Annotated in this window: 13 protein-coding genes, 1 tRNA gene and 1 pseudogene; 8 read left to right on the top strand and 7 right to left on the bottom strand. The window is 59.0% G+C overall.

Going from position 1 to position 23,429, the window contains the following annotated elements; genetic code table 11:
- Window positions 1-70: 70 nt before the first annotated feature.
- A pseudogene (locus BLV97_RS15190) lies at window positions 71-1,120 on the top strand (IS5 family transposase).
- Between the two features lie 605 nt (window positions 1,121-1,725).
- Here BLV97_RS15190 and BLV97_RS15195 read toward each other — a convergent pair.
- From BLV97_RS15195 to BLV97_RS15210, 5 genes are all read right to left on the bottom strand, one after another.
- On the bottom strand, window positions 1,726-5,415 hold the full coding sequence (locus tag BLV97_RS15195; protein ID WP_035838000.1) for a vitamin B12-dependent ribonucleotide reductase: 3,690 nt from the start codon (window positions 5,413-5,415) through the stop codon (window positions 1,726-1,728).
- 572 nt (window positions 5,416-5,987) lie between these two features.
- Window positions 5,988-9,209: an efflux RND transporter permease subunit gene (locus BLV97_RS15200; RefSeq protein WP_035838001.1), complete on the bottom strand. Its 3,222-nt coding sequence runs from the start codon at window positions 9,207-9,209 to the stop codon at window positions 5,988-5,990.
- Between the two features lie 11 nt (window positions 9,210-9,220).
- Window positions 9,221-10,192: an efflux RND transporter periplasmic adaptor subunit gene (locus tag BLV97_RS15205; RefSeq protein WP_035838002.1), complete on the bottom strand. Its 972-nt coding sequence runs from the start codon at window positions 10,190-10,192 to the stop codon at window positions 9,221-9,223.
- A gap of 455 nt (window positions 10,193-10,647) precedes the next feature.
- Window positions 10,648-10,739 (bottom strand) — tRNA-Pro (locus BLV97_RS21250).
- Between the two features lie 27 nt (window positions 10,740-10,766).
- A complete protein-coding gene (locus BLV97_RS15210; RefSeq protein ID WP_035838004.1) occupies window positions 10,767-11,018 on the bottom strand; it encodes a hypothetical protein in 252 nt (83 codons plus the stop codon).
- A gap of 501 nt (window positions 11,019-11,519) precedes the next feature.
- Here BLV97_RS15210 and BLV97_RS15215 point away from each other — a divergent pair.
- From BLV97_RS15215 to BLV97_RS20840, 4 genes are all read left to right on the top strand, one after another.
- Window positions 11,520-12,602, top strand: coding sequence for a tyrosine-type recombinase/integrase (locus tag BLV97_RS15215; protein WP_081824883.1), 1,083 nt, complete (start codon window positions 11,520-11,522; stop codon window positions 12,600-12,602).
- A gap of 356 nt (window positions 12,603-12,958) precedes the next feature.
- On the top strand, window positions 12,959-14,449 hold the full coding sequence (locus BLV97_RS15220; RefSeq protein ID WP_035838006.1) for a hypothetical protein: 1,491 nt from the start codon (window positions 12,959-12,961) through the stop codon (window positions 14,447-14,449).
- A gap of 151 nt (window positions 14,450-14,600) precedes the next feature.
- Window positions 14,601-15,329, top strand: a complete 729-nt coding sequence (locus tag BLV97_RS15225; RefSeq protein WP_035838017.1) for a hypothetical protein — start codon at window positions 14,601-14,603, stop codon at window positions 15,327-15,329.
- 315 nt (window positions 15,330-15,644) lie between these two features.
- Window positions 15,645-15,902 carry a hypothetical protein gene (locus BLV97_RS20840; protein ID WP_143037553.1) on the top strand — a complete coding sequence of 86 codons (258 nt, stop codon included), beginning with the start codon at window positions 15,645-15,647 and terminating at the stop codon, window positions 15,900-15,902.
- 34 nt (window positions 15,903-15,936) lie between these two features.
- Here the strand turns inward: BLV97_RS20840 and BLV97_RS20845 are convergent, their stop codons facing one another.
- Both BLV97_RS20845 and BLV97_RS15230 read right to left on the bottom strand, forming a co-directional pair.
- Window positions 15,937-17,184, bottom strand: a complete 1,248-nt coding sequence (locus tag BLV97_RS20845; RefSeq protein ID WP_143037554.1) for an HAD-IA family hydrolase — start codon at window positions 17,182-17,184, stop codon at window positions 15,937-15,939.
- A gap of 9 nt (window positions 17,185-17,193) precedes the next feature.
- A complete protein-coding gene (locus BLV97_RS15230; protein WP_081824884.1) occupies window positions 17,194-18,195 on the bottom strand; it encodes a DNA-processing protein DprA in 1,002 nt (333 codons plus the stop codon).
- Window positions 18,196-19,115: 920 nt separating this feature from the next.
- Between BLV97_RS15230 and BLV97_RS20850 the strand changes: the two genes are divergently transcribed.
- The 3 genes from BLV97_RS20850 (at window position 19,116) to BLV97_RS15250 (ending at window position 23,385) form a co-directional block, all read left to right on the top strand.
- On the top strand, window positions 19,116-20,222 hold the full coding sequence (locus BLV97_RS20850; protein ID WP_143037555.1) for a hypothetical protein: 1,107 nt from the start codon (window positions 19,116-19,118) through the stop codon (window positions 20,220-20,222).
- 365 nt (window positions 20,223-20,587) lie between these two features.
- Window positions 20,588-21,910 (top strand): DUF4365 domain-containing protein, encoded by a 1,323-nt coding sequence (locus BLV97_RS15245; protein ID WP_035838021.1) that lies wholly within the window; start codon window positions 20,588-20,590, stop codon window positions 21,908-21,910.
- Entirely contained in the window at window positions 21,907-23,385 is a 1,479-nt protein-coding gene (locus BLV97_RS15250) for an argonaute/piwi family protein (protein ID WP_035838023.1), read from the top strand. Before BLV97_RS15245 ends, BLV97_RS15250 begins: the two co-directional genes overlap by 4 nt.
- Window positions 23,386-23,429 lie beyond the last annotated feature (44 nt).

Below are 23,429 nucleotides of genomic sequence, written 5' to 3' on the forward strand. Positions count from 1 at the left end.
GAGGGGCTCTGTTGCGCAAATCCGTGGGGGAGGGATTCATCATTTGAATCCAGCATGGTAGCTGAGCATCATGATCAGACCCACACCCCCGACCTACAAGACCAGGAACTGGCCGGCCCACAATGAGGCGCTCGAGCGCCGGGGCTCGCTGACGATCTGGTTTGACCCCGAGATGACTTGGGATGCCGCGCCGACAGGCCGGCGTGGCCGCCAGCAGACCTACAGCGATAGGGCCATTCAAACCTATCTGACGATGAAGGTCTTGTTCGGCATGGCGCTCCGACAGACGACCGGGTTCGTCGAGAGCCTGCTGAAGTTGGTCGGCTTGGACTGGGCGGTGCCCGACTTCAGCACGCTGTCTCGCCGCCAGAAGACCTTGGCCGTGAACATCCCGTATCGCGGCTCGAAGGGGCCCTTGCACCTGCGGATCGATGGTCGAGCCATGCCCGCCATCGGTCCGAGGACAATGGCGAGGGGCATCAAGGTCGAGGGTGAAGGCGAGTGGAATGCGCGCAAGCACGGCGGTCCCAAACGGAGGGTCTGGCGCAAGATCCACCTCGGGATCGACGAGCAAACGCTGGAGATCCGAGCCGTCGAGTTCACCAGCAGTGGCATCGGCTACGCCCCCATGCTGCCGGAACTACTCGATCAGATCCCACCCGAACAGGAGATCGGCAGCGTCACCGCGGACGGTGCCTATGACGCGCGCAAGTGCCTTGGTGCCAGCGCCGAGCGAGGCGCCGCCGCGTTCGGGCATTCCTTCGGACCGATGGCAGTCATGCCCTCACTCCCACCTCGCAAGAACGCAAAACCATGGAATCCGAACACCCGCGGAGCGGTCGCACGAAACGAAGCCTTGCGGGCGTCGAAATATCTCGGCCGGGCGCTTTGGCGAAACTGGAGTGGCTATCACCGCCGAAGCCGCGTCGAGATCTGAGCCGGATCAGAAAACGATCCGGGGGATCGTTTGCCCGGCGATTGGATGCATTGCGTTAAACTTCTGGGTCAGCGCCTCATGGCGCGGGACTTCGACCGCCAAGTTACCGAGATCCAGGACCGGATTGCCGTGCTGAACGGCTACACCGCGCTCGGCATACCCGTCACAGAGGCCGTAGGATAAGTCTATCCCGGGATAGAGGAAGCTCGGCCATCACGCGATTTGCGCAACAGAGTCTATCGGACAGTCACGGACATCAGGCGTCCATCTTCAGGCATGCGTTTCTCGATCGGGAAGTTGGCGTCTGAAGCAGCGTTGGTCAATGTCTGGAAGGTCTGCAATCCTGACGGCCACCAATACCCTCATGCTGCGATCGGCACGACCGGCCGCAATGGGCTGGGAACGGAAGTTTGCCACGTCGAGCACAGAGGTCCGCTTCGGCAGGCTCCCGCCCGAGACCTGCGTGTCCGCCACTGGCCCCAGACCAGTCATTGGAAGGAACTCCAGTGTCACGCGGCTTTGGGTCCGTCAATCCATGCCCCTAGACCTCTAACAAGTGCGCTGCGGCTTCTACCTTCAGGATGAGTTCCCGGCCATCCGATGGGACCTCGACGACGGGTATATCAGGCTGCGCAATGCTCCTCAGCAAAGTCAAACGGCGTCCGGCACTGCCGGACGCCGCCGAAGTCATCGTTCAAGCCGTTCGGGAGAAAATTTGCCCCCAAATCGGGAAAACTTTGCCCGATTTGGGAGAAACTATGCCCGCAGGGACAAACAGGCCGGATCGCTCAGCTACAGCCGCTGGTTGCGCCGCAGGTGTTGCACTTCATGCAGGTGCCGTTGCGCACCAGCGTGTAGTTGCCGCATTCGCCGCAAGGGTCGCCCTCATAGCCCTGCATCTTCGCCTTGGCGCGGGCGTCCATCGCCACCGTCCCCGATCCCAGGCCCGTCGCGGGGGCCTTCGCGGTCGCAACGCCACCATCTGCGACGATCGCATCCAGCGCGGATGAGGCCTCGTCGACCCCCGCGAAAGCCGTCGCCCCCGCGCCGCCCTGCAGCACCACCAGACCCTGGGGCACCCGCTTGCGCAGGTAGCCGCTGGAACTGATCTGCTTGAGCACCTCAAGCGACTTGGACGCCGCGCTCTCGCTGACATCCGCGATGTTGGGCTGGCCCTCGTCGTGGCCGCCGCCCAGATCGTCGAAGGTGGCGCCCGCCGGCTTCACATGCGCCAGGTCGGTGCGGTCCAGGTAGGAAACCGCCAGTTCGCGGAAGATGTAGTCAAGGATCGAGGTCGCCGACTTGATCGAGTCGTTGCCCTGCACCATGCCTGCCGGTTCGAACTTGGTGAAGGTGAAGGCGTCGACGAATTCCTCCAGCGGCACGCCGTATTGCAGGCCGACCGACACCGCGATGGCGAAGTTGTTCATCATCGCCCGGAAGCCCGCGCCTTCCTTGTGCATGTCGATGAAGATCTCTCCCAGCGCGCCGTCCTTGTATTCGCCGGTGCGCAGGTAAACCTTGTGGCCGCCGACGATCGCCTTCTGGGTATAGCCCTTGCGCCGCTCGGGCAGCTTCTCGCGATGCGAGCGCACGATCTCCTTTACCACCACCTTCTCGACGATCTTCTCGGCCAGCACCGCCGCCTTTTCCTGCGCGCTGCCCGAGGCCAGGATCTCCTCGGCCTCCTCGTCGTCCTCGACCAGCGCCGAGGCCAGCGGCTGCGACAGTTTCGAGCCGTCGCGGTAAAGGGCGTTGGCCTTGATGCCCAGGCTCCACGACAATTCGTAGGCTGCGAGGCAATCCTCGATCGTGGCCGAGTTCGGCATGTTGATCGTCTTCGAGATGGCGCCCGAGATGAAGCTTTGCGCTGCCGCCATCATCCGGATGTGGCTGTCGACCGACAGATAGCGCTTGCCCTTCTTGCCGCAGGCGTTGGCGCAGTCGAAGACGCTGTAATGCTCGGGCTTGAGGAACGGCGCGCCTTCCAGCGTCATCGTCCCGCAGACATGGTCGTTTGCGGCCTCGATCTGCTTGCGGGTGAATCCCAGATGACGCAGCAGGTCGAACGACGGATCGTTCAGCTTCGCCGCCGGGATGCCCAGGGTCTTGGTGCAGAAATCCTCGCCCAGGGTCCACTGGTTGAAGACGAAGCGGATGTCGAACGCGCTGGGCAGCGCGGCCTCGATCTTTTCCAGTTCACGCGGGCCGAAGCCGTGGCCGATCAGCGCGGTATGGTTGATGTCGGGGCAGTTGCCCAACGAAGCGTGACCCACGGCATAGGCGATGATCTCCTCGATCTGCGCGCTGCCGTAGCCCAGGGTTTCCAGCGCCGCCGGGACCGAGCGGTTGATGATCTTGAAATAGCCGCCGCCGGCCAGCTTCTTGAACTTCACCAGGGCAAAGTCCGGCTCGATGCCGGTGGTGTCGCAATCCATCACCAGCCCGATCGTGCCGGTGGGCGCGATGACACTGACCTGGGCGTTGCGATAGCCATGGGCCGCGCCCAGTTCCAAGGCCTCGTCCCAGGAGGTTTTCGCAAGCGCGACAAGGGATTGGTCGGGACAATTCGCGTGGTCAAGCGGCACCGGCTTGACCGCCAGCCCGTCATATCCGCGGGTCTCTCCGTAGGCCGCGCGGCGGTGGTTGCGGATCACCCGCAGCATGTGTTGGGCGTTGCGCGGATGGCTGGGGAAGGCCCCCAACTCGCCCGCCATCTCGGCCGAGGTCGCATAGGCGACGCCGGTCATGATCGCGGTCAGCGCCCCGGCCATGGCGCGGCCCTCGGCCGAATCGTAGCCAAGCCCCATGTTCATCAGCAGGCCGCCGATATTGGCATAGCCCAAACCCAGGGTGCGGAAATCGTAGGAAAGCTGGGCGATTTCCTTGGACGGGAACTGCGCCATGGTCACGCTGATCTCCAGCGTCAGGGTCCACAGCCGGGTGGCATGCATGTAGCCTTCGGCGTCGAACTTGCCGTCCTTGTAGAAGGTCAGCAGGTTCATCGAGGCCAGGTTGCACGCCGTGTCATCGAGGAACATGTATTCCGAACACGGGTTCGAGCCCCGGATCGGCCCGTCCTCGGGGCAGGTGTGCCACGCGTTCACGGTGTCGTGGAACTGGATGCCCGGATCGGCGCAGGCCCAGGCGGCATGGCCCACCTGATCCCAGAGTTCGCGCGCCTTCACCACCTTCGCCACCTTGCCGTCGGTGCGGCGCAGCAATTCCCAGTCGGCATTGTCCTTCACGGCCTTCAGGAAGGCGTCGGTCACGCGCACCGAGTTATTCGAATTCTGGCCCGAGACCGACACATAGGCCTCAGAGTCCCAATCGGTATCATAGGTCGGGAATTCGATGCTGTCATAGCCCTGGCGGGCGTATTGCAGCACGCGGTTGATGTAGGTTTCGGGGATCATCACCTTCTTGGCGGACCGGATCGCCGCCTTCAGGGCCTCGTTCACCGAAGGATCGGTGGCGCCCTCTTCGCTGCCGTCGAAGGCACGGATCGCGGCGAAGATCGCGTTCAGCTCGCGCTCGTGCATCTTCGAGCCGGCGACGAGGCTTGCGACCTTCTGTTCTTCCTTGACCTTCCAGTTGACGAATTCCTCGATGTCGGGGTGATCCATGTCGCAGATCACCATCTTGGCGGCGCGGCGCGTGGTGCCGCCCGACTTGATCGCCCCCGCCGCGCGGTCACCGATGCGCAGGAACCCCATCAGCCCCGAGGATTTGCCCCCGCCCGAAAGCTTCTCGCCCTCGGCCCGCAGGCTGGAGAAGTTGGTCCCGGTGCCCGAGCCGTATTTGAACAGCCGCGCCTCGCGCACCCACAGGTCCATGATCCCGCCGTCCGAGACCAGATCGTCCTTGACCGACTGGATGAAGCAGGCATGGGGCTGCGGATGCTCATAGGCGGAATCCGATTTGGTCAGCTTGCCGGTCTTGAAATCGACGTAGTAATGGCCCTGGCCGGGGCCGTCGATGCCATAGGCCCAGTGCAGGCCGGTGTTGAACCACTGCGGGCTGTTGGGCGCCGCCATCTGCAGGGCCAGCATGGCGCGCATTTCGTCGAAATAGGCGCGCGCGTCTTCCTCGGTGGTGAAATAGCCGCCCTTCCAGCCCCAATAGGCCCAGGCCCCGGCCAGCCGGTCGAACACCTGCCGGGCCGAAATCTCGCCCACGATCCGCTGGTCTTCGGGCAGGTCCGCCAGCGCCTTCTCGTCGGCGACCGAACGCCACAGGAATTCCGGCACGCCCTTTTCGCGCACCCGCTTCAGCCGCGCCGGCACGCCGGCCTTGCGGAAATATTTCTGTGCCAGCACGTCCGAGGCGACCTGGCTCCAGCCGACGGGCACTTCGACCTGGTCGTTGTGGAACACGATCGTGCCGTCGGGGTTGCGGATCTCCGAAACCGTGGTTGTGAATCCGATCGCCGCATAGGCGTCGCGGCCGGCTTCGGTGAATTTGCGTCCGATCTTCATGTCTCTGCCTCTGTCCTAGTCTCGGCCTGCCACGCCCTTCTGGCGCCCCTTCGCTGCCCCCAAGAGGAAAAGACCACGCTGTACCCCGGGCCGCGGATGCGTGCCCTTGGCTCCGGCGCTTGTCACGCCTGGCTGTCGTGATTGTCCCTCTCTGCCCCATGCCACTATATCTTGTGGCGTCCTGGGTCAGCCCACACAAACTGGCGTAGGATGCCGGGCTTGGTCAACGGTAAAATCGCGCCTTCGGGGTGGATTTTTCTATTGACCGCCCTGCCGGTTGCGATCCGCCCCCCGGGGGTCGAGTCGGATCTTCGCCGCCGCTGCGCCTTTCGGGCCGCGCCCCCGCGCGACGCCTGACCAGATTTTACGCGCTTTCCCATGAACTTATTTGATTGTCTTAACAGCCCGCATGACCCTGCGCGGCCCGGGCCGACGCAAAGGCGGATGTGATCGGCCTTCGGCGCCGATGTGAACGGCGCCAAGCGGCTCTGTCACAAATCTGTTGCGGAAAGGAAACGGCGCGCCCCCGCCCTTGCGGGGGGACGCGCCGCGACTCGCAACATCTGGGGGATCTAGCTGCGGAACACGCGATAGATCGCCGGGATCACCAGCACCGTCAGCAGGGTCGAGCTGAGCAGGCCAAACAGCAGCGAGATCGCCAGACCCTGGAAGATCGGGTCCGACAGGATCACCACCGCGCCGATCATCGCCGCGATCGCGGTCAGCAGGATCGGCTTGAAGCGGATCGCCCCCGCCTCGATCAGGATATCCACCTTGGTCTTGCCGGTGGCATCGGCGTGGCGAATGAAATCGACCAGCAGGATCGAGTTTCGCACGATGATCCCCGCCAGCGCAATGAAGCCGATCATCGAGGTCGCGGTGAAGGGCGCGTGGAACAGCCAGTGCCCCAGCATGATCCCCAAAAACGTCAGCGGGATCGGCGTCAAGATCACCAGCGGCAGCTTGAACGATCCGAACTGGGCCACCACCAGGATGTAGATCCCCAGAAGCGCCACGCCGAAGGCCGCGCCCATGTCGCGGAAGGTGACCCAGGTGACCTCCCATTCGCCATCCCATAGCAGGGTGACGTGGCTTTCGTCGGTGGGCTGGCCATGCAGGCTGATCACAGGTTTCTCGCCCGGGGCCCAGGTCATCTTGTCCAGCGCCTGGTCGACTGCGAGCATACCGTAAAGCGGCGCCTCGTAGGTGCCGGCCAGTTCGGCGGTGACCATCTCGGCGAAGCGGCCGTTGTGACGAAAGATCGGATAGCTGGCCTTTTCCGTCTTCACGTCGACCACATCGCCCAGTTCGACCACGCCCTTGCCGCCGGGCAGCGCGTTCGCCGGGATCGGCGTGGACAGGAAGCTGCTGTCGACGACGCGATCCTTCTTGGGCAGCCGCATCTCGATCGCGATCGGTTCGCGCCCCTCGCCGCGGTGGGAATAGCCGATCGTGGTCATCCCGTTCAGGATCTGCAGCGTGTTGAACACGTCGCCTTCCTGCACATGGTAGAATTCCAGCTTGTCCGTGGACAGCGTCACGCGCTTGCGATCGGGCTGGTTGCGGAAGCTGTCGTCCACGTCAACGATGAAGGGCACCTGGCGGAAGGCCTGTTCGATCTTGCGCGCGGCGTCGCGGCGCACCTCGGGCGTGGGCCCGTAGACCTCGGCCAATAGGGTCGAGATCACCGGCGGACCCGGGGGCGGCTCGACCGTCTTCAGCCGGGTGCCTTCGGGCAGTTTCAGCGCGTCCAGCTTCTGGCGGATTTCCAGCGCGATCTGGTGGCTGGTGCGGTCACGTTCGGTCTTGGGGGTCAGGTTGATCGACACATCGCCCATGCTGGGCTGCTGGCGCAGGTAGTAGTGGCGCACCAGACCGTTGAAATCGAACGGCGCCGCGGTGCCGGCATGGGTCTGGGCCGACACCACCTCGGGGATCTGCATCACCGTGTCGGCGACCAGCTGCGCCACGCCATCGGTGGTTTCCACCGCAGTGCCCGCCGGCATGTCGATCACCACCGACAGTTCCGACTTGTTGTCGAACGGCAGCAGCTTCACCGTGACATGCTTGGTATAAAGCAGGCTGAGCGAGCCGAAGGACAGCACCACCGTCACCAGCAGGAACACAAGCGCCCTGCCCTTCGTCTTCAGCAGCGGCCGCGCGACGGCGGAATATAGCTTGCCCAGCCGGCCGCCGGGATGGCCGCCGTAAGCATCGTCATGGGCGTGTTCCTTCATCGGGGCGCGGCCCGCGACCTTCAGCATCAGCCAGGGCGTGATGATCACCGCCACGAAGAAGGAAAAGATCATCGCCGCCGAGGCGACAGAGGGGATCGGGCTCATGTATGGCCCCATCAGGCCCGACACGAACAGCATCGGCAGCAGCGCCGCGACCACCGTAAGGGTGGCGACGATGGTCGGGTTGCCGACCTCGGCCACCGCCTCGATCGCGGCGCGGGCGCGGGATTTCTTGGGATCCATCCCCCAGTGCCGGGCGATGTTCTCGATCACCACGATGGCGTCGTCGACCAGGATCCCGATCGAGAAGATCAGCGCGAACAGGCTGACCCGGTTGAGCGTGTAGCCCATGATATAGGCGGCAAACAGTGTCAGCAGGATGGTCACCGGGATGACCACCGCCACGACGATCGATTCGCGCCAGCCGACCGCCAGCAGTACCAGGCCGATGATCGACACGGTGGCCAGGCCCAGATGGAACAGCAGCTCGTTGGCCTTCTCGTTGGCGGAATGGCCGTAGTCGCGGGTGATCTCGACCTTCACGGTATCGGGGATCAGTCGGCCTTCCTGGGCGTGGACCAGATGCAGGATCTGTTCCGCAACCACCACGGCGTTCGACCCCGCGCGCTTGGCCACCGCCAGCGTCACCGCCGGGGTGCGGTCCAGCGCGCCGCCCTTTTCGCGGATCACGTTCGACACGATCGCGTCCGAGGTGTCGGAGACAAAGCTGACGCGGGCGACGTCGCGCACATAGACGGGGCGGCCGTCGCGGGCGGTCAGCAGCAGGTTGGCGATCTGCGACGGCGCGGTCAGGGTCTCGCCCGCGACCAGGTCGATCTCTTGGCCGTTCTCGCGCACCTTACCGGTGCCGAGCGCCTGGTTGGCGCCCTGCACCTTGGCCGCCAGCTGCTGCAGCGTGATGCCGTAAAGCGCCAGGCGCTCGGGCTGCGGCGCGATGCGGATCGCGTCGGGCGCCTCGCCGACGATATAGCTAAGGCCCACGTTGTCGATCTTGGCGACTTCGGTGCGCAGGGCGCGGGCGATGCGGGTCAGGTCGTTGGCGCTGACATGGGCGCCGGGTTTCGGCGTCAGGGTCAGCGACACGATCGCCACGTCGTTGATCCCCCGGCCCACGATCAGCGGTTCGGGAATGCCGACGGGGATGCGGTTCATGTTGGCCAGCACCTTGTCGCGCACCCGCAGGATCGCGGCATCGGCCGAGGTGCCCACCTTGAACCGCGCCGTCACCATGGCGCTGTCGTCCTGGGTCTGCGAATAGACGTGATCGACGCCGCTGATCCCCTTGACGATGGTTTCCATCGGCTCGGTCACCAGCTTCACCGCATCCGCCGCCCGCAGCCCCGGCGCCGAGATGTGGATATCGACCAGCGGCACCGATATCTGCGGCTCTTCCTCGCGCGGCAGGCTGAGCAGCGCGACGATGCCCACGGCCAGCGCCGCGATGATGAATAGCGGCGTCAGCGGCGAACGGATAAAGCCCTTCGTCAGCCACCCCGCCAGCCCCAGCTTGACCGGGGTGTCGTCCTGCCTGTCCATGTCCGCCCCGCTCATTTCGCGTCGACCACGCGGTCGCCCGGCGCCAGACCGGACAGGATCTCGACCATGTCCTGGCCGCCGATCTCTTCATGGCTGCCCGGCACCACGGTGCGCAGGACGGTGTCGCCGTCTTCGCGCACCTTGACGTAATCCAGCCCCAGCCGGGTGATCAGCGCGCCCGCCGGCACCACCAGCGCCTGACGCTCGCCCACCGGCAGCCGCACCAGCACCCGGGCGTTGACGAAGCGGTCGGGCAGGTCCTTGACCTCGACATCCGCGGTCACCCGGCCGCCCTGGATCAGCGGATAAACCTTGGCCAACGTGCCGGTGGCCGGCCCGTCGGGCGTCTCGATGCGGATCGGCGCGCCTTCCTTCAGGAAGGTCGCGTGCCGCTCCGGCACCGCCAGACGCAGGAAAAAGCCCCCGCCCGCCACCGTCGCAACCGCCTCGCCCGGCATGATGACCGAGCCCTTCGCGACCGGCACCGTCAGCACCCGCCCCGCGATCGGCGCCAGCACCTTGCCCTCGTTGGCCTGCTGCACCACCACCTGGCGCTGCGCCTGGGTCGAGGCAATCTGGTTCTTCAGCACATCCACCTGGGTGCGCAGGGCATCCAGCCGCTGCGTCGTGCTGACCCCGCGGCTGAGCAGTTCCTCGCCGCGCTTCAGCTCGGTCTCGGCATTGGAAAGTTGCGCCTGCAGCGCCTGCAGCTGGGCGTCATAGGAATTCAGCTGGAACGCGATCTTGCGATCGACGATCTCGCCGATCTCCTGGCCTGCGGTGACCATGTTGCCCTCGGTCACCTTCAGGCTGACCAGCGTGCCGCCGATCCGGGCACGCGCCGGCACCTGATCGCGCGGCTCGATCTCGCCGTAGACCGCCTTCCAATCGGTCACCGTGACCGGCTTGAGAGGTTCCAGAACCCCGGCCTGCGCCCCCCAGGGGGCCGCGGCCAAGGCAATCGCAAAGAGAAGATGACGCATCTTGAACCCTTCCAGTCGGTCGAGACCTCACCCCGGCGGCAGCGGTGGCGGGTGCCGTGGATTAAATATTCACGATCTGGAATATATATTGCGCACGCATGTTTCAACCCCTTGTGAGGCAATGTGAACCGCCCTGTGTCGCAACGTCGCGCCGCGCGGTGGCGTCGCGATGGTCGCGGTGGTCGCGGTAAATCCGCTGATTCCGATGGTTTCGCTGGTTTCGAGGTCGGCGGACAATTTCCGTTCCAATCCTGTCCATCGGATCCATTGCCGACTGGCGGGGTAGATCCACGCTGTCGGACAAAGCAGCTTTCACAGTGACGTTACGCCAGGAAAGCCAATTGCGAAAGCCCGCCCGTTGTCGCGGGAGTGCGGCGCGCGCCGACGGCGGACGGGTCCGCCGCCCGATCCCGCAAGGCGGGACGGAGGCGGCGCAGACGGGAATGGCAAGGTGATGGTCGGGGCGGCGAGATTCGAACTCACGACCTTCTGTACCCAAAACAGCAGAGATTCATTGAAATCACTACGATTTTTTGTAAACGCCCCTCAAAACCGATCCCAAAAAATCAATAACTTACGCTACAAGTGTAAACCACCCCTCGACAAGCGTCAGGTCGGCCACGACCTTCTTCAACCAAGCGCCTTCACCCACGAGCTGCTGGAGCCGCCGCATTACGCCGGCCTGAAGAGCCGCACATTCCTTCTTTAAGCTAAAATAGGTCGCCTGCTGGCTTGTCCTGGCATTGCGGCGGATCTCTGCAACCAGTGTGCCGTCCTCACCCTGCTTCAGGATCAACGTATTCTGCGTCAGAAAACTTGCACGCATTCATGCGATCCCACTTTCGTACATCGCCTATTTTCCAAATATGGCTCACACACCTTGAAAACATCAAGACTCTCAGTTCACCAAACACCCTCAGATCAGCAATCTGTAACAATTATCACATTCATTTCCTGTAAAAAACTCAAAGCCTATATACCGTGCGAAACACAACAGGACCTCACCCAACAAAAAAACCACTTCACTGTTTACGGTCTGTCCATCCGCCTCTTTGACGCGATCATGAGTATCGCAGTTTTTTCAGTGACAGGCCAAAACTCTGCCTCTTGAAAAATCTCGAGACCTCTTGCTTCGCCTTCAATGGGAACAGCAGGAACAAAGAAGTGAATGTAGAGAGACGCCGGAGATCTGCGACCACAGCGGAAATTGAGCGCGCAATCCGCGTGGCAATTCACATGGGTCTGACAATTCATGGGTTCAAGGTGCGCGGCAATGAAATAGAAGTTTTTACCTCGAGTGAAAAATCTTCTATTAAAAGTGAGGCGAATGAAGTGCAAAAGTGGTTTGCGCAAAATGGTTAAGGTCAACATTAAAGGCATCCACCGCGTTGTTCGGCGCCTTTCAAATGGAAACAGACGGGTTCACCATTACGCTTGGCGAGGTGGTCCGAAATTCTGGCATTCGGACTCAGGGATCAAGATCGGAAGCCCAGAGTATATGCGCGCCTTCTATGAAGCAGATGCTTTGCGCAGAACCGTGGAAACGGAAAAGTTCAGCGAAGTGGTAACGGCGTTTCTGAAGAGCGCAGATTTCACTGAGCTCAAACCCACCACGCGCAATACATATCTCTACGCAATCGAACGGAAAAATGGCATTCTTGAAAGGTTTGGCCAGGCTCCGAAGGCAGTTTTCAATAGCCCGCTAATTCTCGGTAAAGTTCTTGATTGGCGCGATGAATTCACCCCTCGGAGCGGAGACCAACAGGTTGCAACTCTTCGTCGAATTAACTCATGGGCCAAAACCCGACGGCACCTCAAGGAGAATCATCTGCATGATATAAAAAAGAGATACAAAGTTGATCGAAGCGAGATAGTTTGGCTTGAAAGTGAAATTGTCACTTTCTGCAAAAATGCTCCTCGCTATGCCGCACGAGCTCTCATCGTGGCCACGGAAACAGGCTTGAGGCCGGGTGATCTACGGAAACTGTCACGGGGCCACATAAAGACTTATGGTCGCGAGCAACGGATTGTGATTCGCACAGGAAAAAGGGACCGAATGGCCACAATTCCCGTGACCACCCGAATGGCACAAATCATTAAAGAAACTCCTGCTGATCAGAATCTTATCTTGGTGAACTCTCGAAACAGGCAGTTTCCTCATAATCTGAGCATTGGCGATCTTATTTCCACTTGGCGCGACCGAATTGGCATTCGCAAAGAGCTTCGCCTTCAAGATGCCAGGGGGACTGCGGCAACTCGGCTATTTCGAGCCGGATGTTCACTCAACCAGATCGCCGTTCATATGGGCTGGTCCATCTCCTACGCATCTGAAGTGATCGGCAGATATGTTGAGATTAATGGCACCGATGCGGATGGGATCCTCGAAAAGCTCAAAACCCATCAACCCTAACCCAGGCAAGCCCCTTACCAGATATGTTGTAGAAAATACTTCGGTTGGCCGCAAAACGGCCAACCTTTCCTTTGAATGACTTGCTTGACTGAAATCCTGAATGGAGATGTTAGGTGGAGTCTGTCTCGCAAGAATCTGCGACAGCGGCCAATAGAAGGCTTCCGCACCCAGTTTTCGGTGTCGATGTCAATTTTTGCCGAAACCCGCAATGCTCCCAGTTCGCCGTTCCCCCCGATCACCGTGACGGTCGTGGTAGTCGCTATTATTCGCCAAACTCCAATCTGTTGCGGGGAAGAACCACCGGCAGCGGAGATAGCAAGTCATTTCGCTGCGACGCTTGTGGCTCAAACTCCGTGATGAAGAACAACCGCGCGATCGTGGAAGAATACACCCGCCTGCGGCGATTGCAACGCCCTGATGGAAAAGGGCAATCCTGCTCGAACGAAACCTGCAAATCATATCTTCGACCGATCGCACTGCACCCGGAACTCTATCGCAAGTCGGGGCGGACCGGTGCGGGCAACCAACGGTATTGCTGCAAGCGATGCGGGTCGACCTTCACTGTTGGTCATCCCGCCAGAAACCACCGAAGGCAGTCGAAGAACGGACAGGTCCTCAAGCTTCTCGTCCATGGCACCGCCCTCTCGAAGATTTCCGAGATCGTCGATCTGTCGCCGCGGGATGTCTATCGCAAGCTGGATTTCATCTACGACCGCGTCAGGGACTTCTCCGCCCGCCGGGAAGGGGATCTTCGAGATGCCGACTGGGAGCGCTACGGGCGCCGCTTTGCCACGGATAGCCAGACCCTGACCCTGAACTGGCCAAACCGCAAGAAACGCGCCTCGGTCGCGGTCCATCACCTTTGCACGGCCCATGCGAACTCGGGCTATATCGTCCTCGGACACCTCCAGTTCGATCCGGCAGGCGACATGGAGAAAATCGAGCTCGAGATGTCGATCAACGGCGACATCGCCAAGGATCGCTGCTGGCGGCGCCATGGCCGCCTCTGGACCGCATCGGAGTTCAAGGCATATCTCGATCTCATCACGGCGAAGGTCGAAATCCATCCCGAAGTCGCCCCGGAAGTCGATCTCGGGCTTCAACTCCCTCACGAGGGCGGACTCGTGCGGCAGGACATCCAGCAATACGCGCACGCGCTGCTGATGCGCCGGATGCTTTCGAAATCGGACTGCCGGTTCTACTTTGTCCAGGACGGCGACGCCGGCCTCAGCAAGGCCTTTCTCGCGGCCTTTGCGCCAGAGGTCAGGGAGGGGCGCGTCGATGTCGCCACGGTCGCCTTCGACAAATACCAGGCCAACGATGTTCGCGAGGCTCTCTATGCCGAAGGCAGGAAGAAGCTGCGGGAAGCTCTCGGCCTGACAGCCTATCAACTGGACAGCCTGCCAGAGGCTGTCTTGAACGAGGAGATCGACCGGGAGATCGTAAAGAGCCTCATCGGCCACACGATCGGGACGCCATTCGCATGGCCGTATCACACCAAGTCGGAGCCGATGAGAAGCGTCGACTTGAAGACCGATCGGGCCGAATTGAGCACCGACAGATGCGCGCGGCTCATGCGCCTCGCCACCCTGCGGAGCGTCGACAGCTATTTCCACAAGATCCGGAGCAATGTGCGGCCCGCGTCGCGCCCGGTCTCGACGCCCAGCAGCAATGGCAAGACCTGGGACCGATACTTCCTCTACAAGCCTGAAATGCTGACGAAGATCATTGAGATCTATCGCTTCCATCACAACTGGATGGGAACCCGCCAGACCAAGCGAACCCCGGCGATGAAGTTGGGCCTGGCCAAGGGCAAGATCTACGAGCGGGATTTGTTCGGCGAGTGAAAAAGCGGTTGGTGTCCGCAGATCGTGTTGGGCGGTGTCCTATCCGAACGCCGCGAACCAAGTTGCCTCCGGGCCATGCAAATACAGCGAAGCTTGACCCGTGGCTCTTGTCAGGCGATTTCTCGGACAACGGTGCATGAGAGTGACGAGTATGAAAAGCCAGGTTGTTGGGTTGGCCATGATGATCCTTCTGCAAGGCATCGCTGCATCATGCGCCAGCCCTGCGCTCGCCGACCAACTATCCCCAGCAAAGACCGCCCCGGTCGCGCGCGATCCCTGCTGGACATTCGCTGAAACGAAGCAGTTCATCCATGTTAACATGGTCATGAAGCTCGAGCGCACCGCTGTTCGGCTGCGCATTCCGCTGGTAGACATCGTGAACCCGTGGGACCGGCGCGACGGGGACTTCAAGGCCCTGTATTTCGAGATGGAATACGGAAGCTTCCGCCCTCTCACCGCTCCGGAAACTGCTGGCAAAGACACCATTGCTTTTCTCATCCACGACACGATTCCGCTGGAGCAAACGGCGCAAGTTTTTCTCAAGGTGATGATGCGCCAGCCGTCTTTGCCGCTGTCCAGATACCCGACGCGTCCTGCCCAATTCGCCCTTACGGAGGTTGTCGCCGATCAGACCAAAGGGCTGAGGTGGGACCTCTTTCTGCACAGGTCCGATGAGGGAACACTGGAGACATATGTCGGATGCAGTCGTCCCGACCCGCTTTGGGGACCCTTCCCGCGGTGCCAGCAGTATTTCCGCGCGGCGGGGCTTGATGTCGAAGTTGGCTACGCGCGGAAGCATCTGGCCCAGTGGCGCGAGATGAAGGCCGCAGTCAGCCAGTTTCTGGCTTGCGCGAAATCCGGGGATCAAAGCGGCGAATGAGAAAGGTTCGGCCACCTCGCCGATGACGGGACTGCGCAGACTTGGGGAAAATCCAAAAGAAAGCGCGCCGACTCAGCGACGCGCAATCTGCAACACATCTGGTAAGGGGCTTGTAACCCAGGCCCCACTACCGCGATGCTTCACAGGAACCAGAAGGCTTCCAAACACACAGCGTCTAATGCCAACGAAGGTGTCTCGAAAGCTCCCGAATGTTTGCCGTCCCCTCTCTGTCCAGCCCAAGTTAGCTCTGGGCTCTGAGCGGTAATGCGACGCTGAAGCGGAGCTTTGCCGCCTCGGGTGCGGAAAGCATCGCAGATGGCCCTTTCTCACCATTCACACTACTACAGCTATGCCGCGTCGCAGTCCACCAAACTGGACATTCGCCGCAGGCGCACGATCATCTTGCTGTTGAAGGTCGGGAGTGCGGACAAAGCAGCTGTTCGTCGCAGGCGCGATCTACGCTTCGCCTGCGATGGTCTTCGATCAGAAGAGCGGAAAGCGGAAGCTCACTGCGAATACGATCCACCCCACGAGCAAGAAGCAAAGCTGACGCTGGAGATGCGATTAAGTTAAGTCCTCGTCCCCCAAGTTTTCAAGTTGCGCAAAACTATGGCCAGTCCCAGTGGTAGTATTTTTGAAACACTACATTCAGATCCGAAGTTGCGGCTGGATTTGCAACGTGACTTGAGAACCGGTATACCTCTTTGACTGGTTCATCCTCAATCGTGTTTGGCACGTACGGATTTTCCACACTCACCATAGGCTTGACGGCGGCATAGTCAGTGTTGATCGTCTTCAACCAAGACAAGCAAAGGGCGTTCGCACCAGTGGCAGAAATGTAAGCCCTCGCCGCTTCGAAAGAATTGCCTTGCGTGCAAAAATCGTCGACTATCAAAACCGTCTTCCCCTTCTTCAATGGCGGCGACTTATAACGATCACCCTTTTTAGATTTCAGTGGCGCCGGATTGAGGTGGATAGTATCGATTTGGTTCTTTACGCCCACCGCCTTTCCCGCGATTCGAGCATTTTGTGACTTTTGCGCGGTCGCATACCTAACCAGCAGATCGGGAACAAATTTCGCCTGCATACAATCAGCAAAGATTGTTAGCGCCTTATTCACGCTCGGCTCCGCAGAAGCTGTCGAATGGCCCGGGTACGAGGTTACGAAGGAAATATCCTCAGCGAGCCCGGAAGAGTAAACGCTGGAGGCGAGGAGTCTTCCCCAAAAAACTGGATCTCCGCCACCGGACTTTGCGGTGTTTCGGGCGTGATAAGAAAATCCGTGAGCGTCCTTGTATTTTTCAGACATAGTTGAAAACGGAGCCAGTGAGTAAACCCTTAGATCCTCATCTTCGAGCGCCCAAAACCAGCCATGAATCCCGATATAAAAGCAGTCGATAAATCTCGCTATATCCTTAGGACTATCGAATTTGAAACCGTAGTCGCTCGCCTCACCATGCCACAAGGCATTCAAAAACAGCAGGCCACCATTACGGGCAGTCCTCATATCCGTTTCGGTATTTCCTACATATACAGCCTCGTGTTTTTCCCACCCGAATTGATTAAGCACATATTCCATTGAAGCTTTTTGAGGCTTGTATGGCATAGGGGAAGAGTCAGCCATGAACCAGTCGAACTCACCAATATTGGCGGCTACAAAGTCTTGAAATGGTGTTTTGGTTCCATCTGTGGAAGTGATTGTCCAGCTATTGTTCCCAACGAAGACCGGTCTCAAGCCGTTGGCCACCAACCACAATACGAGCCTCTTGAATTCTTCGAAGATTGCAGCGTCCATTTTTCCGCTTTTTACGACAACATCGCGGAGCGAAAATATCACACCCTTCAACGTGGACATGGCTTAATCCTAAATGAGGTTGGGTTGAATCTCACGCGTGCGCAAAGGTTCAGCCAGTGCTTTTTGAACAAACTCAAAGAAACGATCTTGATCGCGGGGAATAGTGAAAATCCGTGAGTTAGAATGTGCATTTCGTGGCAACACGACACGACCGTCAGGCCAGTCAGTAACCCTTAGCGCAGCAATCGGTCGACTGAGCGTGGCTGCGTAGTTGACGGTGTGTGCTGTGCCGCTTTTGGGTGACCATTCAATCGGGATCAGGACTTTTCCCAAAGCTGCTTGCAGTCTGTTCCTTCGCACGAAATTTTCTCCGCTGTAGCTGTCGTTTGGAAGATATTCGGTAACAATCGCTCCGCCCTCACTTACTATCATGTCAGCAATCCGACCAGATCCCTTCGGGTATTCTGTTTTTATACCAGTCCCAAGCACTGCAATCGTCGGAACACCCATCCGGATCGACAAGTTATGCACTGCTTGGTCCATCCCGGCTGCCAGTCCACTAACGGTCACAGCCTTCCAATCAGCAAAATTGATCCCAACAAATTTGCTTAGCCACTCTCCGTCTGGAGACGGATTGCGCGTACCTACTGCGGTGATGGAAGGTTCACTAAGGACTGACGCCTCGCCTCGTACAAACAACCAGGCGGGAGGGTCGTCGAGGGCTAAGAGCGACTTAGGGTAAGCTGGAGAGTCTGGAAACACTATCCGGATTCCCTCATTCTCCATCTGGTCGAATACACGATGCGCCCGTTCAAGTGCTCTTCTCGATGCATCGGCCCAGTCACCCCCGGAAGCACCGATCTTTGCACCAAGTCGCGTCAGGGTAGTCGTGACTTCTTTACCATCACTCAATTCAAGAATGCTTCGGGCAGATATGCCCTCGCGCTTCAGCTTAAATAGAGTCCAATATCCGACCCCCTTTAAGCTTGCCAATGCGAGAAGAGCATGTGCTTCCTCTGCGGAGGAGCCTAATATATCTCTTTGCATTTCCAACTCGTTTGGAAGCTTCATAAACAACGCGTGTGGGCTGGCCTAAACGCCGTTGAAACTAAGTATGCACGTTAACGATGGAGGCTGTCGACAGTAAACCGAGGAGCACAACGGCATGCCAGGGCCAAGCCCGGTTCATCCTGCTCTGTTAACCGCTTAGTTATCTACACCTCGTGCGCCGGTTATGAGATATCGACCTTCAAAGGCCACGGCGGAACAACTGGACGCCTTGGCGGCCCCAGGATTCTTCTTCGGCACGCTCAGCCCCCTGACACCGTTCAAGCAGATGCGCTCACCCTGATCGAGCACGCCGTTCTGCAGCTTATGATTGCCATAGACCTTGCCGCTGTCGGAACAGACCCACCGGATCAACCTTGTCTTCCAAGCCTCGCCTGCTCTACAGAGCCTTCAGCCAGGCGTAGAAGCGGCCCTGCTGGAGGCGCCGGCACCGGCGTATCGCTCGCACCGATAGCTGTCCGCGATGCTCAGCCACGAACGCATGTCTCACTTTGCATCACTGGCGAAATACGCGGCGGACTGTTTTAGGATGTCGCGCTCCCTGGTCACCTGTGTCAGCTCCCGCTTGAGGCCACGGATCTCGGAATCCTTCTCGGTCTCTCCGAACGACACCCCCGCAAACCTCTGCCTCCATGTATAGAGGAAGCGCCGGCGGACCCTAAGCCATTGCGCCACCCCTGCAACAGATTAGCCCCGGTCAATGATCTGCGCGAACGCGTCCCGCTTAAACACATCGGTGTGATTGCCTTCGCCTATCGTGGCCTCCTTGGCTCAAAATTAGCGAAGAAAGCGTCCACGAGCCATGTGATCATTCAAACTGCGACCTGAACCTCACTTACAGAGGTGCTATCATTCAGGCCCGACGCGCGTTACCTTGGGCGTATTGACGGTGATTTTTGGCTGCGGTGAGGGAGGTTGTGCCGTTGGATATTGATGTCTATTTCGAAAATGTGGGAAAGTTGGCCGCCCTCGCAAACCAAGACAACATCACAATCCATGAACTAATTGAGAATCCAGGCCCACATGCTTATATTGTCGAGCCGTCGGTAAAATTCAGAGAAACCCTGCTTTCTGGTGAAGAAGAGAACGAACTTAGTAGTTATCTGCTAACCGACGTTTTTGCCAGTCAGTCTCGTCGGTCTCGTCTCGCAAGTTTCGCAATGACCTTTGAGGTTAAGCGTGAGGCGGCACATCTTCGATTGCGAGCGCAATGTCAGCCCTATCATGCGTCACAGCCGATTTTTCGTAGTGTACCATCGCTGTTCCGCCAGATCCGTCGCAAGAAAAATGGCAATTTAGACTATGAACTCCTTGATCTGACAGCGATCGACTCCGTATCGGGAAGTGAAATCTATTCAGTTGGAAGCGGGTTCACGAAACTCATTCCATATCTCAATCCGGGCATCGTCAATTGGGCACGGAAGGAGTGGCCATCCGCAAATACATATGTTCGGCTTGACGCCGATACCTACTTTGAGACCAAGCCACTTCTGGCTCTTGCAGAAGCGACATTAGTGCCAGCGAACCCCCGGTGGCTGCCGGATTTCAGCTTGCGAAAGGGAATGAAGGAATTTGCTGCTTACGAGCTTCGGAATTTGCAAATATCGGAAGGATACGGAGAACACTGGGACTATCACGTTCGACATCTGCGCAGGCTGGAAGTTCACGTTCAACGGCGCAAGGAGGATTATCTTTCGATGACTATCGAAGAACTGCCTCGGCCTGACGATCCGAACAGGTTGATGGTCGGGCGCTGCATCCATCTCGACACAAAAGATCCAGCCCACACACCTCTAAGCGAGGTTACGATGCAGCACCTCGACTTGGCTATCAATGTGTACGCCGAAGAAGATCGATCGAAGCGTTTCAAGGAAAGCCTTCAATTTGGCAAAGTGCAGGATGCGACGTTTCGGACACACCTCTTTCGCATCGAAGCGATACCCTTTGTTTCGCTTTTTTCCTTTTGCGAGATGTTTCTACAGTCCAGGGTCCTGCTCAGCGAGTGGCTGACCGACCTGATGAAACGTTGAGTAGTAGGTTTGGATGGACGGCTGGTTTGGAGCCAAAGTAGCTACGTCGATCTGCCAGCGCGGGTGCGCGCGAGCCCTTGATAGCGACGTAGCAGCACCCGAAGCGCTTTGGCAGAACTGAGAAATGGCCAGTTTCCGATGGCGGCATCAGCTTGTAGAATGGCCTTCGTGAGCTCGCAAGCGGACATATGAAGGAAAGCAGCCGGCCCATATCATTCGTCTTGATCTGCGTCGAGGGCCGCTCCGGACTTTTCAGCAGTCTGTTAGAGTTATCGCACAATCTGCGTTGGTGCGTTGAAGGCGGCACGAACGCATCCTAATGTGATAGCAACATGATGAGTCGCAACTATTAGTGGACGAACGCATTGTCAGGCAAAAAAATATCCAAGTCTGACATCATCGGCGAACGGGGTATAGCCCACGTCCGCAAGGTCGTCGCCTCCATGGGATACCTCTTCTACGAAACTGGTGGTGTCGAAGCGGGCGTCGATGGATTCATCGAAATTCGCGACCCGGAGACTGATCGTGTTAGCAACCAAACGCTCCAATTTCAAAGCAAGGCAACGACGAGGCGGCTGCCCGGAGACAGTGAGGCAAAGTTCCATTTTCCGTGTTCAGACAAGGACATCGAGTATTGGTTATCTGGCACCATGCCGACGATCCTGATCGTCACCGATCTCGAGCACGACATCGCATATTGGAAAGACCTGCGAGCTTGGTTCAACGTGCCTGCGAACCGAGCCAGCAAGAGGGTCACGTTCGAGAAGGTCGAAGACGTATTCGATGCGTCCGCAGCGCTCGCGATCCGAACCGTGTCCGAGAACGGACGCGCCGGAAGCTATTATCCGCCCCCCAGAAAGCAGGAACTGCTCACTCCGAATCTGCTTCGCGTTTCCCGGCTCCCCGAGACCATTTTCTGGGCGCCGACGGAGATGAAAACTGCGAAGCAACTCTGGTACCTCGTCCGTCAACACGACAAATACCCTGACCGTGAGGTAATCCTGCGCGAGAACGCCCTACTCTCGCTGCGCGACCTCGACACCCACCCGTGGAGGGAGGTTTGCGATCCGGGCGCGAAAGAAGAGTTCGATGCGGCGGAGTGGGCGTTCTCAGAGGATCCCGACAGGGAGCGCATCTTCGTCAATCTCCTCAATCTCGCCCTTCAACAAATGCTGTCGAGAGACTTGCGGTACGATCCCAAGCACAGAACACTCTACTTTAAGCCCCGAAGTGGCCCCAAAAAACGACGTTTCGAATATCGTGCTAACCTCAGGGATTCTGGCCGAGATGTCGCCCTTCCCTACTTCAAGAAAAAAGACAAATCTCAAATCGCCTATTGGCGCCACTCGGCCTTTTCTTGGCAATTCCTCCGTATCGGGCGAGAATGGTTCATCCAGATCACGCCAACCTACCACTATACGCGCGATGGGGTTCAACGCGACAAGTTCGAAGCGGATCACCTGGCAGGGATCAAGCGCCAGGAACGCAATGATGCCGTCCGCGGACAATTCATCATGTGGCGCGAACTGCTGATCTCGAAGAGCCAGGACGATCTCTTTGGATCGGCCTATCCACACCTCGCATTTGCGCCCATAGACAGGCTCGAAGCAGATTTCGGGATTGATGACAAGTTCTGGAAGGCCTCCGAAGGGAAAGCATCGGCAACGGACCCAGGGCTCTTCGGATGATGAAGCTTTCGCATCTCCAAGAACCAGAGCTTGAGTTTGGGCTCGGCCAGCGACATGTCGACATACGCTATGGTCTTATGGACAATGGTCCCTTCGATACCGGCCAGGTCGGCGCACCCTCTAACGTTAGATTGGGATTGATCGGGGACGCGGAGACGGTCGATGGCGTTCGAGAGTGGCTCATCCGGTGTCATGAGGGCATCGAGGCGAAAACTGACACCCGTCTAACCAACCTCTACCCCCCGTTTCCTGGAACTGCAGACGACGGTCCGTTTAAGGTCCCGTTCATCTTGGTAGATCAGGACACCCGAACGATTTCGACGCGAAAACTGAAGAAACTCGAGGGCTCCAATCCTCTCACGCGATCCGATCGGTACGCTGAACTCTTCATCGATGAACTCAGGGCTCTGGCAGATGGCAATTCGCCGCCATCGGTTGTCATTGTGGCCCTACCAATCGACGTGATCGCTTCGGTCAACGCAGCCGGTGACGATGGTGATCTTATTGAGGGCGAACCAGGGCCAGAAGATGATTTGAAGCAAGCTCCAACTCCGACCGGCGTCGATTTTCGCGCGCGCCTCAAGATCGCTGCGATGCGCTACGGCGTCCCGATACAGATCGTTCAGCCCGTGCTCTACGATCCAAAGGTGAAGATCCCCCTCAAGACAAAGCCCGAGAACAGCCGCGACGTACAAGAGGACGCGACACGCGCCTGGAACTTCTTTACGGCGCTCTATTACAAAGCTGGCGGCCTACCCTGGCGACTCGCACGGGACGCTCGGCAGTTACGCTCCTGTTTCATCGGGATCAGCTTCCATAAGACGCCCGATGGGCGCTTTCTGGACGCGAGCACCGCGCAAATGTTCGACGAGCGCGGCGAAGGGCTTATCCTCAGAGGGGGCAGAGCGGCAGAGCTCTCCGAAGACCGGCGGCCATACATGACCGAAGGAGACGCGCACGACTTGCTCTCTCGGTCGCTGAAGCACTTTAGGGATCAGCACCACCACTATCCGGCGCGGGTCGTCCTGCATAAGTCCTCGCCGTTCCACGCCCAGGAAATGGCTGGTTTCGAAGCAGCGATAGATGAATGCGACATCGACAACCTCGACTGCCTCGCGATCTCCAAGGCTTCGCTACGTCTATATCGTGAAGGCAACTACCCGCCCCTGAGAGGTACGCTCCTGCGCCTCGATGGGGATAGAGCGGTACTTTACACTCGAGGTGGTGTCGACTTCTTTCGGACCTATACGGGCATGTACGTCCCAAGTCCTCTTATGATCCGATCTCAGGCACCGTCACAGCCAGTTTCGCACAACGCGGCAGAGGTCCTCGCGTTGACGAAGATGAATTGGAATAACACACAGTTTGACAACGGCTTCCCGATCACGCTTGCGGCGTCGAAAAACGTAGGGAAGATTCTGAAGTACGTGACTGACGATGACCCCCTCAAGACCCGCTATAGTTTCTTCATGTAATATTCTTCGACGAACTGTCACCAACGGAAGGGCAAACGGTGCCC

The organism is Allgaiera indica, assembly GCF_900106675.1.
GTDB lineage: Bacteria > Pseudomonadota > Alphaproteobacteria > Rhodobacterales > Rhodobacteraceae > Acidimangrovimonas > Acidimangrovimonas indica.

Bases quoted from the DNA above. Each gene is read 5' to 3' on its own strand.
- BLV97_RS15195 (WP_035838000.1), bottom strand. From the start codon at position 5,415: ATGAAGATCGGACGCAAATTCACCGAAGCCGGCCGCGACGCCTATGCG.
- BLV97_RS15200 (WP_035838001.1), bottom strand. From the start codon at position 9,209: ATGGACAGGCAGGACGACACCCCGGTCAAGCTGGGGCTGGCGGGGTGG.
- BLV97_RS15205 (WP_035838002.1), bottom strand. From the start codon at position 10,192: ATGCGTCATCTTCTCTTTGCGATTGCCTTGGCCGCGGCCCCCTGGGGG.
- BLV97_RS15210 (WP_035838004.1), bottom strand. From the start codon at position 11,018: ATGCGTGCAAGTTTTCTGACGCAGAATACGTTGATCCTGAAGCAGGGT.
- BLV97_RS15215 (WP_081824883.1), top strand. From the start codon at position 11,520: ATGAAGTGCAAAAGTGGTTTGCGCAAAATGGTTAAGGTCAACATTAAA.
- BLV97_RS15220 (WP_035838006.1), top strand. From the start codon at position 12,959: ATGAAGAACAACCGCGCGATCGTGGAAGAATACACCCGCCTGCGGCGA.
- BLV97_RS15225 (WP_035838017.1), top strand. From the start codon at position 14,601: ATGAAAAGCCAGGTTGTTGGGTTGGCCATGATGATCCTTCTGCAAGGC.
- BLV97_RS20840 (WP_143037553.1), top strand. From the start codon at position 15,645: ATGGCCCTTTCTCACCATTCACACTACTACAGCTATGCCGCGTCGCAG.
- BLV97_RS20845 (WP_143037554.1), bottom strand. From the start codon at position 17,184: ATGTCCACGTTGAAGGGTGTGATATTTTCGCTCCGCGATGTTGTCGTA.
- BLV97_RS15230 (WP_081824884.1), bottom strand. From the start codon at position 18,195: ATGAAGCTTCCAAACGAGTTGGAAATGCAAAGAGATATATTAGGCTCC.
- BLV97_RS15250 (WP_035838023.1), top strand. From the start codon at position 21,907: ATGATGAAGCTTTCGCATCTCCAAGAACCAGAGCTTGAGTTTGGGCTC.